Below are 14,378 nucleotides of genomic sequence, written 5' to 3'. Positions count from 1 at the left end.
ATCAGACCGTTTTGGTGGTCGTTTTGCCGGTTTTTTTGAGCAAGAACGTGATTTTGCTGGAACGAGGAGACGCAGCGACGCGCCCGGCCCAATGGTTCGCATTGGGGCCGGGGATGTCGAAGGCAGAAAGCGCCATCAAAAGGCCGCGCATCGAAAACTATCCCGTTCGGTGCCGGCTTTTACGCGGTTTACGTCTAGAGTCAATCGCAAGCAGGCCGACCCGCCCGCCCTGTACAATGACGGCGGCACCAAGTACGAACGAGCATCGTCTGGCTCGTGGCGCCCGTCTGTGGGCGCTTGCCGACATTTGACCCGTCGCCGGGTATTCAGAATCCGAATTTCGAAAGAGCAAGATGTCCAACTTCGAAGCTATTGTTCCCGCGCTGGCAAAGGCGCTGGAAAAACGCGGCTATGTCGAGCTGACGCCGGTGCAGAACGCCGTTCTCGAGCTTGGCCAGGCCGATGCGCTGGTTTCGGCCCAGACCGGCTCCGGCAAGACCGTCGCCTTTGGTCTGGCTTTGGCGCCGACCCTTCTCGATGGCGCGGAGCGCTTTTCCCACGCGGCGGCACCCCTGGCGCTGGCCGTGGCGCCGACGCGGGAGTTGGCCCTGCAGGTAACGCGCGAGCTGGAATGGCTCTACGAACTGACCGGCGCCACGGTGGCGTCCTGCGTCGGCGGCATGGACATGCGCACCGAACGGCGCGCACTGGAGCGCGGCGCCCATATCGTCGTGGGCACGCCCGGCCGCCTGCGCGATCACATCACCCGCAATTCGCTCGACATGTCGGCGCTCAAGGCAGTGGTGCTCGACGAGGCCGACGAGATGCTCGATCTCGGCTTTCGCGAGGATCTGGAATTCATCCTCGATGCCGCGCCCGCCGACCGCCGCACGCTGATGTTTTCCGCGACCGTGCCGCGCTCCATCGCCACGCTGGCCAAGGGCTACCAGCGCGATGCTGTGCGCATCTCGGCCTCCGGCGAGGAAAAGCAGCATCTCGACATCGAATACCGGGCGCTGAGCGTCGCCCAGGCGGACCGCGAAAACGCCATCATCAACGTGCTGCGCTATTACGAGGCCAAGAACGCGCTGGTGTTCTGCAACACGCGCGCCGCCGTCAACCATCTGACGGCACGCTTCAACAACCGCAACTTTTCCGTCGTGGCGCTGTCCGGCGAGCTTAGCCAGAACGAGCGCAGCCACGCGCTGCAGGCGATGCGCGACGGCCGCGCCAAGGTCTGCATCGCCACCGACGTCGCGGCACGCGGCATCGACCTGCCCAATCTCGAGCTGGTGATCCATGCCGACCTGCCGACCAACCCGGAAACGCTCCTGCACCGAAGCGGACGCACGGGTCGTGCGGGACGCAAGGGCGTCAGCGCGCTGATCGTGCCCAATAGTGCCCGCAGGCGCACCGAGCGGCTGCTGCAAAGTGCCGGCCTTGCGGCAACCTGGGCGAGCCCGCCGTCGGCCGACGACGTGATACGGCGCGACGATGAGCGCATTCTCGCTGATCCGGTCTTCAGCGAGCCTATGAAGGATGAGGAGCGCGGCTTCGTCGAGGCGCTTCTCGATCAGCACGGGCCCGAACGGGTTGCCGCCGCCTTCGTGCGGATGTGCCGCTCCAGCCACTCGGCGCCGGAAGATCTTCTCGACGTGGCACCGTTCACGCCGTCGGGCGAAAAATTTGCGCGCCGGGATGAGGCACCGAGCCGCCGCGACGATTTCGGCGACAGCGTCTGGTTCTCGCTGTCGGTCGGACGCCGGCAGAATGCCGAGCCACGCTGGCTGATCCCGATGCTGTGCCGGACAGGCGGCATTTCTAAGCGCGAGATCGGCGCCATCAAGATGCAGCCGGAGGAAACCTTCGTGCAGATCGCGGCGGACTGGGCCGAGCGTTTCCTCGCTGCGATCGGCCCCGACCGCAAGCTGCAGGGCAACATTGCGGTCAAGCGGCTGGATGGCACGCCGGATTTGTCGCGGGCCGGCTACCAGGAACCACGACCCGACAAGAAGCCGCACCGCGGCAAGCGCACCTTCGATCAGAACACGCCCAAATTCGAGAAGCGCGCACCGGCCGACCAGCGCCCGGCATTCGAGGCGAAGCCCTGGGCCGGGAAACCGGCCAAGGCGAAGTTCGAAGGCGGACCTGCGAAACACAAGAAATCGAAGAAACGGCCGGGGTAAATAGCCAGCACTCTCCATTTCCGCACGCCCCTTGCGGTCTGCCGGAACTTTGCACAGTCTGGGGCGGGGAAATGGGGGTGGGCAGGACATGCGCGGCGAAGTTCTTCATTACGACGAAGACCAGGGTTTCGGCTTCATCACCGGAGCCGACGGCAACCGCTACACTTTGGCGCGCGAAGATTTGCGCCGCGAAGCATCGGTTGCCGGAGGTACGACCGTCGAATTCCAGCCGGCTGGCGGACGGGCACGCGATGTTTTTTCGATCCGCGCCCAACCTGCCAGTGCGCCCGCCGACGCCTCCACTGCAACCGCCGCCCCAACTCAGGCCGGCAATGCGCCCGCGGCACGTCAGCCGCAACATTTCGGCCGTTCCGCTGAACAAAGTCCGGCCGAATCGGCTGGCCTGTGGAGCTACTTCTGGTGGGGTCTGACCGAGAATTACTTCAACTTCGCCGGCCGTGCCCGCCGCAAGGAGTATTGGGGCTATTGTCTGTTCTGGACGATCGCGCTGATCGTGATCATAGGACTCGGCGTCTTTATCGACGACGCCATGGGCAATCTCGACAACAGTGAATTGCCGGCAGTGACGGTCGGCCTTTCCGGTCTCTTCCTGCTGGCGACAGCCCTGCCGTGGTTCGGGCTCAACGTGCGTCGCCTGCACGATACCGGCCTGACCGGCTGGCTCTTCCTGCTTTTCCTGATCCCGACCTTCGGCACCGTGATCATCCTGATCTTTGCGCTGATCCCGACGCAGCCGCGCGAAAACCAGTGGGGTCCGGTGCCGGAGGGGATCAAGACCGCATAACCTCACCTGAGTTGGTTCTGCTAAAGCTGCTTGTGTTCGCTCAAGGCGATGCGTTCGATGATCTTGAAGTCCTTCGCGGAATGACCACGAAGGGTCTTCTTGTGGGTCTGGATCGTTTCCGTCCCGACAACCTCGAATGTGGACCCTTCATAGGCGATTTCGCAGTCGACCACCCTATCCGGCCAAAGCCAGATCAAGAGACACAACTCGTATTTGATCGGGAATGACTTCTAGCAGGTAGAAATCGCTCTTTTCGACCTGATATCGGTCGCAGATGAACTGCAGCAATGGCGCGAGGTGTTGATCGCCGCGAAACTCAGCCTGGCGTTGGTGCTCGCCGAGAAGATCTCTTTCAATGGCGCGCTGCACCTCACCCATACACCTGTCACCCCAAAAATTTGGCGATGATCGCGTCGCCCATCTCAGCGGTGCCGACCTCGGTCATCCCCGGTGAATGAATATCCCTGGTGCGCAAGCCCTGATCGAGCACGGCGGCGATCGCGCCTTCCAGCCGGTCGGCCTCTTCAACCATGCCGAAGGAATAGCGCATGCACATGGCGAAGGAGGCGATCATGGCGATCGGATTGGCGATGCCCTTGCCAGCGATGTCGGGCGCCGAGCCGTGCACCGGCTCGTAGAGCGCCTTGCGCTTTTTTGTCTTCGCATCCGGCGCGCCGAGCGAGGCCGACGGCAGCATGCCGATCGAGCCGGTCAGCATGGCGGCGATGTCGGACAGCATGTCGCCGAACAGATTGTCGGTGACGATGACGTCGAACTGCTTCGGCCAGCGCACCAGCTGCATGCCGCCAGCATCGGCCAACATGTGATCGAGCTTGACGTCGGCATACTTGGCCTTGTGCGTCTGGGTGACGACCTCGTTCCACAGCACGCCCGACTTCATCACATTGCGCTTTTCCATCGAGGTGACGTGATTCTTGCGCGTGCGCGCCAATTCGAAGGCAACGCCCGAAATGCGCTCGATCTCGAACGTATCGTATATTTGGGTGTCGATGCCGCGCTTCTGGCCGTTGCCGAGGTCGATGATCTGCTTAGGCTCGCCGAAATAGACGCCGCCGGTGAGCTCGCGCACGATCAGGATATCGAGCCCCTCGACCACCTCCTGCTTCAGCGAGGAGGACGCCGCCAGCGCCGGATAGCAGATTGCCGGCCTGAGATTGGCAAACAGCTCCATGTCCTTGCGCAGCCGCAGCAGACCCGCCTCCGGGCGCACCTCGTAAGGCACCGCATCCCATTTCGGTCCGCCGACGGCGCCGAACAGCACCGCGTCCGACGCCATTGCCTTGGCCATGTCGGCATCGGAAATCGCCGCGCCATGCGCGTCGTAGGCGCAGCCGCCGACAAGGCCCTCATCGGTGACGAAATCGCTGCCGAGCCTGTCGTTCATGGCGGAAATCAGCTTCTTCACCTCGGCCATCGCCTCGGGGCCGATGCCGTCGCCGGCAAGCAGGAGAAGATTTTTCGAAGCCATGGGGAACCGTCCTGATTGTGTCGTGAGCCGCGGCCTTGCTAAACGCCAAGCGGCCGGCGCGCAAGCCTGCGGTTCAGAGCATCGGACCCAAAAGTGGAAACCGGTTTTGGGAAAATCCGATGCTCAAGACAAAATGCCTAGAGATGCGAAAGGATATTGACCAGCCTGCCGAACGGGTCGCGTACGAAGAAGCGCCGCACGCCCCAGGGTTCGTCCGCCGGACCGTATTCGATGGCAAAGCCGGCCGTCCTCATGCTTTCAAGCGCGGCATCGACGTCGTCGACTTCGATAGAGATGTCCGGCACCGGCGTTCCTGATCCCCCTTCGGCCATGAAACTGACCTGCACGGACATCGTCTCTTGCGAGCCGTAGGTAGCGATCCAGCCCATATCCATCTTGAGATCGAGGCCGAGCACATCCTGATAGAAGGGTTTTGCCGCCGCGATATCCTGCGTGTCTATGTTTGCAACGATGCGCCTGACCTTCACCATGGGCCGATCCTCGTGCTAACCGTGTCGTTGTCGCAACCGTGACAGGCATCAGGCTGTGCGCCGCAGCGCCGTCACCTCGATCTCGATCTTCATCTCCGGCTTGTTGACCTGGCACACGATCATCGTTGCCGCCGGCCTGATCTCGCCAAAGGCCTCGCCGAGGATCGGGAACACCACATCCACGAAAGCCGCATCGGTGATATAGTAATGCGCCCGCACCACATCGGCCGTCTCGAAGCCGCCGTCCCCGAGCGCCTTGGCGATCGTCGTCAGGCAATTGCGCGTTTGTGCCTCCACGGTCTCCGGCATCGACATGGTCGCATAATCGTAGCCGGTCGTTCCGGACACGAAACACCAGTCGCCCTGCACCACGGCGCGCGAATAGCCGGCGGTCTTCTCGAAGGGCGAACCGGTGGAGATCAGTTTTCGCATGGTGTCCTCCTTTTTTGCAGCGTAGGCGGTTTGGCGAAAGCGGCGGTGACGGCCGATCTCCCCCCAAGTGGGGGAGATGTCCGGCAGGACAGAGGGGCGCGCGAAGGATCGCGGCAGAACGATTTCTAATTCGGCGACCCCAGCGCCTTGTCCAGCGCTTCCTTGACGTCGGCCGGCCATGTACTCACCGCCGGCCACGCGTCCGGCTCGGGCTTGTCGCCGCGGCGGGCGAAATACAGCTTGTGCTTGACCGGGTCGACCGCCATGAAGCCGTCATTGCCACCGCAATCATGCGGCACGCAGCCGCTGGCAAAGAAGGCACCCGACGCGGTTTTTTCCGTGCCGCCGCCGACCAGCAGGCTGGTCGCCATGTCGGGCATGTCCTTGCCGAGCAGCGTCTCGGCTAGCCTGTAGACGGCCTCGTTGTGAAAGGCATCAATGATGTTGTCGTATTTCGACGGATCGATGTCTTTCCAGTCGGTGCCCGGCTCCGGCATGTAGGTCAGATTGCCGGACGTCGTCAGTCCGTCCGTCGGCGACCATTGCAGCGCCGGCTTGGAATCGCCCGGCAGCAGATAGGGTACGAAATAGACGGCGCTGTCGGAGATCGCGGCCGGCGGCGCGCCGCATTCATCCTGCTCGACCGTGGTCGTCTGGATCGCACCGCCCTCCAGCTTCCACACGATCACCTTGGCCGGGCCGCACTGGTTACCGCCGTCGCCGACATCGACCAGCGCCACCTTGACGCCGCCGACCTCGACGATCTTGTCGAAGAAGACGTCGTAATTGCGCGCCAGTTCCTTGCCGTCGAAGGCGAGTACCCGTTCCCCGTATTCTTCCTCCTGGGTGATGGTCAGCTGGCCGCCCTCGAACGGGATCGGCGCCTGCTTGTCATCGTCGGCGGCGGCTGTGTCGCTGGCGCCTTGATCTGCCGCTGGCGCTTCCGTGGCGGGCGTCTGCGTCTGGGCATAGACGCTCGCCGGGGGCAGCAGCATCAGCGGCAGTCCGCAGGCAGCGGCAACAAGCAAGCGTGTCATCACATCCCTCCCCGGACACTTGGCGTAGAGGCTGACCGTCGGCGCGGCTTTAGAGCCTATGCCCAGGGCCGCAGCTCGGCGTTCTTCTTCTCGAACGAAGCGATGGCGCCGGCCTTCTCCATGGTCAGGCCGATATCGTCGAGGCCGTTCAAGAGGCAGTGGCGCTTGAATTCGTCGAGGTCGAACTTGACCACGCCGCCGTCCGGCCCGCGGATTTCCTTGGCTTCGAGATCGACCGACAGCGTCGCGTTGGAACCGCGCGAGGCATCGTCCATCAGCTTCTCCAGGTTTTCCGGGCTGACGGTGATCGGCAAGATGCCGTTCTTGAAGCAGTTATTGTAGAAAATGTCGGCGAACGAGGTCGAGATGACGCAGCGGATGCCGAAATCGAGCAGCGCCCACGGCGCATGTTCCCGGCTCGAGCCGCAGCCGAAATTGTCGCCGGCGACCAGGATCTGCGCCTTGCGGTAGGCCCGCTTGTTGAGCACGAAGTCCGGGTTTTCCGAGCCGTCGTCCTTGTAACGCATTTCGGCGAACAGGCCGGTGCCGAGCCCGGTGCGCTTGATCGTCTTGAGATAATCCTTGGGGATGATCATGTCGGTGTCGACATTGACGATCGGCATCGGCGCGGCGACACCGGTGAGCTTGGTGAATTTTTCCATGGTTCTTGCCCGTCTTCTTCTCGTTGCGGGGAATTGCTGGCGCTCGGTTTACACAATGCCGCGGGCAAATAAAAGACGGCTGTTTTTGGACTTCCGTCGTCGATCGAAACACAAAATCGGTACAAAACAGCTTCAAAACCACCGGCCCATGGTGCACTTTTGTCGACATGACAACGCGATCCACGATCCTTTACGCCAGCGAACCGGGCCTCGGCATCGCCGAGTTCCGCCGCGTTCTGGTGGAATCCGGCCTCGGCGAGACACGGCCCGTCGATGATCATGCCCGTTTGAAGGCGATGCTCACGAGTGCCGACCTGGTGCTCACCGCGCGCATCGATGCACCGGGCAAGCCGCTGGTTGGTGTCGCTCGCGGCATCACCGACTTTTCCTGGGTCTGCTATATCTCCGAGCTCGCTGTTTCTGCATCGGCGCAAGGGCTGGGTATCGGCAAGGGTCTGATGGATGAGGCACGCCGGCAACTCGGACCTTCCGTTGCCATCAGCCTGATCTCCATACCCGACGCCGTCGGCTTCTATGAGCGTATCGGCATGGAGCGCATGCCCAACGCATTCTGGTTCGGCCGCAAGCGCTGAAATCCACTCCCAGCGACCTCAACCCGCGCATTCTTGGCTACGGTTCTGCCTCTTGACATGCAACCAAATGGTTGCATATTAGAGTCATGAGCATGGATGCCGTCTTTCGCGCCTTGGCCGACCCGACACGCCGGCGATTGCTGGACAGCCTTCATGCCAGGAACGGGCAGACGCTGAACGCGCTGTGCGGTGAGATGGACATGACGCGCCAGGCGGTGACCAAGCATCTGGCGATCCTGGAAGAAGCGAACCTCGTCGCCACCATCCGCAAGGGACGCGAGAAGCAACATTATCTGAATCCCATTCCCATCAACGAGATCGCCGAACGCTGGATCGGCAAATTCGAGCGGGGGCGACTGGGCGCCCTCGGCGATTTGAAGAAACGCCTCGAAAGGGAAGACTGATGAGCAACATTTTCGTTTATGTCACCTACATCCGCACTTCGCCCGAAAAACTCTGGCAAGCACTGACCGAGCCGGAGTTCCAGCGGCAATATTTCCTCGGCGCTCAGATGCTAAGCGACTGGAAACAAGGTTCGGCGTGGAAGATGGTTTACACCGACGGCCGCGTCACCGACAGCGGCGAGGTCCTCGAGATCGATCCACCCAAGCGCATCGTGCTCAAATGGCGCAACGAGTTCATGCCCGAGGTCAAGGCGGACGGCTACACACGCTGCACCTTCGCCCTCGAGCAGGAGGGCGAGATGATGAAGCTCGCCATCACACACGAAGCCGATGGACCGCACAAGCTGCTTGGCCATGTGGCGAACGGCTGGCCGCTCATCCTGTCCAGCCTGAAGAGCCTGCTCGAAACCGGCAAAGGCCTGTCGCGCCCAGCGTCGAAGGCTTGAGGTTGTTTCGATAGCGAAACGTTTTCTGGAGGCAGGGCGATGTACAGTTCCGCGGTGCACAGCATGACCAATGGCGAGACCGTTATGGCGAGCGCCGATGTTCGCGCGCCGCCCGAGCGGATCTTTGACGCCCTCGTTACACGCGAGGTCGAGCGCTGGTGGGGGTCCGCCAGGACCTACAGGATGACCGGATGGGCGGCCGACCTCCGCGTCGGCGGCCGCTGGAGCGTCACCGTCGAGACGGCGGCCGGCAGACACCTGCCCGCCAGCGGCGAATTCCTGGAGATCGAAGAGCCGCGCCGGATCGTGCAGACGCGGAGATACGACTGGGACCATCCGACGCTTGGCCGCCGCGAAACCAAAGTCGCCTGGCTGCTGGAGCCGATCGCCGGCGGCACACGCGTCACCATCTGCCATGGCGGCTTCGCCGGCATCGCTGCTGCCGCAACGAAGCATGCCGAAGGCTGGGCCCGGGTGCTGGGCTGGCTTCAGGCGTATCTTGGTACGGGCGGCTTGGCGGCGGCTTAATCCACCAAGCAACGGTAGCATCCCTTCGCGCCAGCGTTAAATTACATTCAATTCCCGAAACGGCCGCCCGTCGGCAATCCGGCTGTACCCGAACGCCGAGCAATCCACCGTGCGATAGCCGCCATGTACTATCAGTTCGGCCAGCGCCTTGCCGACCGCCGGAGCTTGCTGCAAGCCGTGACCGGAAAACCCGTTGGCGAAGAGGAAATTGCCGACCTCCGGGTGCGGGCCGATCACCGCGTTCTGGTCGAGCGTATTGTAGTCGTAATGGCCGACCCAGGCGCGCGTCGGCTTGATCGCCTCGAAGGCCGGAATGCGGGTCGCCAGCACTGGCCAGATCACCTCTTCGAACAGCGGCCAGTCGGGGTCGAAGTCGGCGGGGTCGGCCGGTCCTTCGCCCTCTTCCGGCTCGGCGCCGCCGGTGATGTAGACCGAGCCCTCCGGCCGGACATAGATGCCGCTCGGGTCGACCAGCAGCGGCATGTCGTCATATTTTTCGCGCGCCTCGAAGACGAAGACATTGCGCTTGCGCGGCTCCACCGGCAGCGCCAGCCCGGCCATTGCTGCCACCTTGCCGGCATTCGGCCCGGCGGCGTTAACGACGGTGCCGGCCTCGAGCCGCTCGCCATTGTCGAGGGTCACACCGGCGACGCGCTTCCCCTGCCGCTCGATACCGGTCACCGACGCTGTGATGAAATCAATGTTCTTGCTTCGCAGTGCCTTGCGGAACAGCATCAGCATCGCGTGCGCGTCGAACCAGCCTTCGCCGCTGCGGCCATAGGCGCCGGCGGAAATGCCCTCGACCGACAGCCACGGAAAGCGGCGGACGAGCGCCTCGGCATCCTCGAGCACGATGTCGGCGCCCTCGGCCATCTGCGCTTCGTGGTTGGCCCGCAGGATCGGCAGCCCGTTCTCGCCGGCAAGGATGAGATAACCGCCTTCGCGAAAGCCGATATCGGCGTCCGCGCCAAACTCTTCCCTGAGCCGCCGGAACAGTTTCAGCGTGAATTGCGACAGCCGGATGTTTTCCGGGATCGAGAACTGCTGGCGGATTGAGGCGCAGGACAGCGTGGTCGCGGCGCGGGAAAATTGCGGGTCGCGCTCGACAAGCGCGATCGAGCCCGAAAACCCTTCCTCGCGCAGATAATAGGCGACCGAGGAGCCGACGATGGCTCCGCCGATGATGACGATGTCGTAATGCACCTTTTGGCCCTTCCGATCTGAACCGCCGCGTCACGCCGCCGGCAGGATGATCTCGAAGCGCGTGCCGCTCGCCGAGTCAACCAGCCGGATCGTGCCATCATGCGCTTTCAGGAGGGCCAGCACGATGCCGAGGCCCATGCCGGTGCCGCCGGAATCGCGGCGCGTGGTGAAGAACGGCTCGAAGATGCGGCCTCGGTTGCTGGGCGAAATGCCGGCGCCGTCGTCGTCCACCACAATGGTGGCCTTGCCGTCCGCGCTTGCGGCCGTGATCGAAACCAGCGTTGCGCCGTGCCGCGCCGAATTGTCGATGAGATTGGCCAGCACGATCGCCGCGTTTTCGGCCGATATGCGCAGACCGATCTGGGCGCCCGCCTCGAGGCGCAGCGCCAGCCTGTGGTCGGCCGGCAGCAGCGCCAGTGCAGCAGTGAGCGACGTGTTTTCGCCGCTCGGTTCGAGATTTTCGGCGCGCGCCAGGTCGAGCAGGCGGCGCACCAGAAGGTTGAGCCGGCCGGCATCGGTGACGATATTGTCCGAAAAACGCCGCCGCTCGGCCTCGTCCATCGCGCTGCCCGAATCGCGCAGCAGTTCGGCGGCCCCCTGGATCGCCGTCAGCGGCGATTTGAGCTCGTGCGAGACGTGGGTGGCAAAGGTCTGGATGCCGTCGGAGCGTGCGTGCAGCTTTTCGGCCATGTCGAGGAAAGCAGCAGAGAGTTCACCCATTTCGCGCGTGCCGTGGTGATCGAGCGGCCTGATCGCCGCGCGGTCGCCGGCGGCGATGCGTTTCGTGCGTTCCATCAGCGCATAGATCGGACGGCTGACGGCGCGCAGGAAGACCAGCCCGATCAGCAGCGCGCCGCCGAGGATGGCGATTGCCGCCAGCGCCACCTTGCCGCGCTCGCCATAGAGATGCTTGACGATGTTGTTCGGCGTCCGCGACAGATAGACGACGCCGGCGATCTTGCCGGAGACCGCAACCGGCATGGCGACAAAGACGCGAACCTTGGTGCCGCGGCTGACCGAATAGAGCGGCGGCGACGGCTGGTCGGGAACCCGCAGCCTGAGCGCGCTGGCGTAGCGGCCGGCAAGCGCTGCGCGAATCTCTTCGACAGCCGCGAGCGACAGGCCGGCCTCCTCACGGCCGGCGATGACCACGCCTCTGGGATCGAGCAGCCGGAAGCCGGCGAGCGTGGTCTTCTGCGTCTCGGCAAGAATGCCCGACAGGCGTGCGCCGATTGAAGCGAACGCGGGATCGGCGCTGGCCGCGGTGGCCGCGGGCCGGGTCGGCAGGATCCCGTCGGACGCAAGATCGAGGCCCGGTTCGATCGGCTGGTAGGGAGAGGCCCGATCGCTGGTGTTGGGTGAAGGCACGGGTGCGCCTAGCTTTTCCGGGGCAATGCCGGCCTCGCGAACCTCTTGCGCATAGATCGCGCCAAGGGCGGCGCCTTGGGCGATCAGCTCGGCCTCGGTTTGCCGGATCAGCTGGTTCTCGTAGAGCCGGAAGAAAAACAGGCCGGCCAGCGGCAGCGCCATCACCATGATCAGGATGGCGATGACGACCGTGGCGAGGCGAGGCCGCCATTTGCTGCCAATCAGTTCTTGGGCGCTCACGCGCCGCATCCGCCCAGCCGAAAACCGACGCCGTGCACGGTCTCGATCGCATCGACGCAGCCGACGGCCGCCAGCTTGGCGCGGATATTGCGGATGTGGCTGTCGACGGTGCGGTCTGCGACATGGATATTGGCCGCATAGGCGTTGGCCATCACCATGTCGCGGCCAAGCACATGCGCCGGCCGCGCCAAAAAGCCTTTCAGGATCGCGAATTCGATCGACGTCAGCGCCAGCGGCTTGCCGTCGAAGCTGGCTGTATGGCTTGCCGGAACCAGCAACAGTCTGCCATGCGAGAATTGCCGGTCGTCGGCTGGTTCCGGCGTGGGCCGCGCGCGGCGCAGAATGACGTTGACGCGGGCGACCAGCTCGCGCGGGCTGAACGGCTTGATGACATAATCATCGCCGCCCATCTCCAGCCCGAGCACGCGGTCGATCTCTTCATCCCGCGCGGACAGGAACAGCACCGGCAGGTCGGATGTGTGGCGCAGCCGCCGGCACACTTCCAGCCCGTCCATTTCCGGCATGCCGATGTCGAGCACGACGAGATCGGGCGCATGGCGCTCTATCGCCTGCAAGGCAGCCGCGCCGTCCGGCACCGCCAGCGTTTTCATGCCGGCCTTTTCCAGCGCGAAGCAGATGATTTCGCGAATGTGCGGGTCGTCGTCGGCGACCAGTATGTGGTGCGGCATCAAATCAGCGGCCCGGCATGAAGGGTTCGGACATCGGAGGAACCACGAACGGGCCACGCCTGTCGAGGGCGCGGTTGAGCCGCCAGTCACGAAAGCTCCAGCCCCGCCAGTTCTCCTGGCCGGCGCGGAAGCGTGCTTCGTCCTGTGCATACCAGCCGGCGAGTTCGCGGATGGAGGCATCCTCCGCGGAAACCGTCCTGCTCTGGTGCTGGACGAAGCGATCGAGCGCCGGCAAGGCGCCGGGCCCGAGCGAGCGCAAGTACCAGACGTCGAGCTGGGTGCCTTGGCCGGTCATTTCGAAGCAATGGTCGACATTGTAGTTGGCGATCAGCGCGGCAAAGTTGATGAACGAGCAAGCATAGAGCGTCGCCGATAGCGTCAGAAGATTGGCGGCAAGCAGCCATTCGTTGGACTTTTCGCGCGCGATGCGGGCCATGATCAGGACAAGGCCCGCCGCCACCAGCCCCATCCAGACGAACGCAGCGACACGCCAATAGGTCAGCGCATAGATACCGATATAGAGATCGAGCCGCAGGATCGACGAGATCACCAGGAGGATGTTCTGCGCCACCCAGGCATAAACCAGCCGGCGGATGAGCGGATCGCCGGAGGTCGCGCTTCCCGGCCGCAGCGCCGCCAGCACGAAGCCGGCGGCCAGCAGCGCCGTGACGATCAGCGGATAGGCGCCGCGATGCGCGTAGGCGGCATAGGTCAGCCCGTCGGGAAGCGCGATGCCGCCCCACAGATAGGTGGCGTCGAGTGCGCTCTGCACCGCGAACAGGATGTTGAAGACGACGAGCGCGCGGAGGATAGCGGCCTTGCCGAAGACGATGTCTTCGATCGTGGGACTTATGGCTGGCCTCGTCGGTGTGCTGGCAGGCGTTCCCAACCGGGGAATATGCCGGAGAAGCCGCGGCAGGCGCGGCCGCAGAAAGGCCCATACGCCGGCGAGCGCGAATAGCCAGAAGGCAAGACGCGGCAACTGCATGAGGTTGAGCAGGGCGAAGAGATCAATCAGCGAAAACCAGTATTCGATGACCGGATTGGCGGCGCCGAACAGCGCGAGGAACACTGCGCCGAGGCCCAGCGGCATGACCCAGACGGCGATCGCCGCAAGGCGCACGCGCCGCCGGCCAAGCCGCCGCGCCGCCGTGCGCCAGCGGAAGAAATCAAGAACGAGCCGAAATGGCGTTGCAACCAGGAACAGCGAGAGTTGGCCGGCAATACGGGCAAGGCCGCGCCGCAACCGTCCGGCCAGTGAAAGCGCGAAGATGGCCAGCCCCGCCAGCGCGATCGAGACGGACAGTGCGCTGACATTTTCCACAAGCGGCAGCAGCGCCATGAGCAGCGCAACCGGCTTGAACCAGAATTTGCCATCGTTGAAGGAGCCGAGAGGATGGAGAGCCATGCTCGCCGCGGCAATCGCAACGCCGAACAGGAAAAGCGTGATGCCCGCCGGTTGGCCATAGAAGAAAAAATCGGCCAGCGCGACGAGCAGGACGGCAACGCCGAAGCGGTTGCAATAGCTCGGCGCCGCCGGGAGGAATACTATCATGATCGGGCTTTCTCGGCGGCTTTGATGCGGCCGGTGGACGGGGATTTCCGGACGAAAGGAAGGAGGTTTACCGAAGTCCGGGGCGGATCGACGAGCCACCAGCTTTCGCGGCGAAGCCGGTACGGCAGGGACCAACGGGAGTTCGTTTGCTCTTGCATGCCGCGCTTGTCGCATCCGGTCGGGTGGCAAGCGGGGCGGAGACGAGGAGATTTTCCGAAATTGCGTGCAGTTTTTATGCACGGCTTGCCTC

At 63.7% G+C, this 14,378-nt stretch carries 18 protein-coding genes; 6 read left to right on the top strand and 12 right to left on the bottom strand.

Annotated elements, in window-relative coordinates; translation table 11 throughout:
* Position 1: 1 nt before the first annotated feature.
* Positions 2–151 (bottom strand): hypothetical protein, encoded by a 150-nt coding sequence (locus tag NKH99_RS09510; RefSeq protein ID WP_352450216.1) that lies wholly within the window; start codon positions 149–151, stop codon positions 2–4.
* A gap of 202 nt (positions 152–353) precedes the next feature.
* Between NKH99_RS09510 and NKH99_RS09505 the strand changes: the two genes are divergently transcribed.
* Together NKH99_RS09505 and NKH99_RS09500 are read left to right on the top strand one after the other, a co-directional pair.
* Positions 354–2,186, top strand: a complete 1,833-nt coding sequence (locus tag NKH99_RS09505; RefSeq protein WP_352615514.1) for a DEAD/DEAH box helicase — start codon at positions 354–356, stop codon at positions 2,184–2,186.
* 88 nt (positions 2,187–2,274) lie between these two features.
* Positions 2,275–2,991: a DUF805 domain-containing protein gene (locus tag NKH99_RS09500; protein WP_353013766.1), complete on the top strand. Its 717-nt coding sequence runs from the start codon at positions 2,275–2,277 to the stop codon at positions 2,989–2,991.
* A 20-nt stretch (positions 2,992–3,011) separates the two neighbouring features.
* On the opposite strand, the gene NKH99_RS09495 is transcribed toward NKH99_RS09500, so the two are convergent.
* The 7 genes from NKH99_RS09495 to leuD all read right to left on the bottom strand — a co-directional run bounded on the left by NKH99_RS09495 (position 3,012) and on the right by leuD (position 7,102).
* Positions 3,012–3,188 (bottom strand): hypothetical protein, encoded by a 177-nt coding sequence (locus NKH99_RS09495; protein WP_353013764.1) that lies wholly within the window; start codon positions 3,186–3,188, stop codon positions 3,012–3,014.
* Positions 3,166–3,369: a hypothetical protein gene (locus tag NKH99_RS09490; RefSeq protein WP_353013762.1), complete on the bottom strand. Its 204-nt coding sequence runs from the start codon at positions 3,367–3,369 to the stop codon at positions 3,166–3,168. Before NKH99_RS09490 ends, NKH99_RS09495 begins: the two co-directional genes overlap by 23 nt.
* A gap of 7 nt (positions 3,370–3,376) precedes the next feature.
* Positions 3,377–4,480, bottom strand: coding sequence for a 3-isopropylmalate dehydrogenase (leuB, locus tag NKH99_RS09485; RefSeq protein ID WP_352577299.1), 1,104 nt, complete (start codon positions 4,478–4,480; stop codon positions 3,377–3,379).
* A 137-nt stretch (positions 4,481–4,617) separates the two neighbouring features.
* Positions 4,618–4,968: a VOC family protein gene (locus NKH99_RS09480; protein ID WP_352570210.1), complete on the bottom strand. Its 351-nt coding sequence runs from the start codon at positions 4,966–4,968 to the stop codon at positions 4,618–4,620.
* Positions 4,969–5,019: 51 nt separating this feature from the next.
* A complete protein-coding gene (locus NKH99_RS09475) occupies positions 5,020–5,403 on the bottom strand; it encodes a RidA family protein (RefSeq protein WP_353013760.1) in 384 nt (127 codons plus the stop codon).
* Between the two features lie 125 nt (positions 5,404–5,528).
* A complete protein-coding gene (locus NKH99_RS09470; protein ID WP_353013758.1) occupies positions 5,529–6,440 on the bottom strand; it encodes an Ivy family c-type lysozyme inhibitor in 912 nt (303 codons plus the stop codon).
* Positions 6,441–6,496: 56 nt separating this feature from the next.
* Entirely contained in the window at positions 6,497–7,102 is a 606-nt protein-coding gene (gene leuD, locus NKH99_RS09465) for a 3-isopropylmalate dehydratase small subunit (protein WP_353013756.1), read from the bottom strand.
* A gap of 167 nt (positions 7,103–7,269) precedes the next feature.
* On the opposite strand from leuD, the gene NKH99_RS09460 reads away from it, so the two are divergent.
* The 4 genes from NKH99_RS09460 to NKH99_RS09445 all read left to right on the top strand — a co-directional run bounded on the left by NKH99_RS09460 (position 7,270) and on the right by NKH99_RS09445 (position 9,073).
* On the top strand, positions 7,270–7,695 hold the full coding sequence (locus NKH99_RS09460) for a GNAT family N-acetyltransferase (RefSeq protein ID WP_352450225.1): 426 nt from the start codon (positions 7,270–7,272) through the stop codon (positions 7,693–7,695).
* A 92-nt stretch (positions 7,696–7,787) separates the two neighbouring features.
* Complete coding sequence (locus NKH99_RS09455) at positions 7,788–8,099, top strand: ArsR/SmtB family transcription factor (RefSeq protein WP_352684452.1); 312 nt, start codon at positions 7,788–7,790, stop codon at positions 8,097–8,099.
* Positions 8,099–8,545, top strand: coding sequence for an SRPBCC family protein (locus tag NKH99_RS09450; RefSeq protein ID WP_352541961.1), 447 nt, complete (start codon positions 8,099–8,101; stop codon positions 8,543–8,545). Before NKH99_RS09455 ends, NKH99_RS09450 begins: the two co-directional genes overlap by 1 nt.
* A 39-nt stretch (positions 8,546–8,584) precedes the next feature.
* Positions 8,585–9,073 (top strand): SRPBCC family protein, encoded by a 489-nt coding sequence (locus tag NKH99_RS09445; RefSeq protein ID WP_353013754.1) that lies wholly within the window; start codon positions 8,585–8,587, stop codon positions 9,071–9,073.
* A 36-nt stretch (positions 9,074–9,109) separates the two neighbouring features.
* On the opposite strand, the gene NKH99_RS09440 is transcribed toward NKH99_RS09445, so the two are convergent.
* Genes NKH99_RS09440 through NKH99_RS09425 form a run of 4 tightly spaced genes read right to left on the bottom strand, consistent with a single transcriptional unit; the run spans position 9,110 to position 14,128 of the window.
* Positions 9,110–10,276, bottom strand: coding sequence for an NAD(P)/FAD-dependent oxidoreductase (locus NKH99_RS09440; RefSeq protein ID WP_352450228.1), 1,167 nt, complete (start codon positions 10,274–10,276; stop codon positions 9,110–9,112).
* Between the two features lie 30 nt (positions 10,277–10,306).
* Complete coding sequence (locus NKH99_RS09435) at positions 10,307–11,893, bottom strand: ATP-binding protein (protein ID WP_353013752.1); 1,587 nt, start codon at positions 11,891–11,893, stop codon at positions 10,307–10,309.
* Positions 11,881–12,573 carry a response regulator gene (locus NKH99_RS09430; RefSeq protein WP_352837375.1) on the bottom strand — a complete coding sequence of 231 codons (693 nt, stop codon included), beginning with the start codon at positions 12,571–12,573 and terminating at the stop codon, positions 11,881–11,883. The genes NKH99_RS09435 and NKH99_RS09430 overlap by 13 nt, the downstream gene beginning before the upstream one ends.
* Before the next feature lie 4 nt (positions 12,574–12,577).
* Positions 12,578–14,128 (bottom strand): DUF4153 domain-containing protein, encoded by a 1,551-nt coding sequence (locus NKH99_RS09425; RefSeq protein WP_352770347.1) that lies wholly within the window; start codon positions 14,126–14,128, stop codon positions 12,578–12,580.
* Positions 14,129–14,378: the final 250 nt, after the last annotated feature.

Origin of the sequence: Mesorhizobium sp. M0854 (genome assembly GCF_040319815.1) — a bacterium.
Classification (GTDB): Bacteria; Pseudomonadota; Alphaproteobacteria; order Rhizobiales; family Rhizobiaceae; genus Mesorhizobium.
The sequence above is the reverse complement of the archived record's forward strand: the minus strand, read 5'-3'. Positions and strand labels throughout refer to the sequence as shown.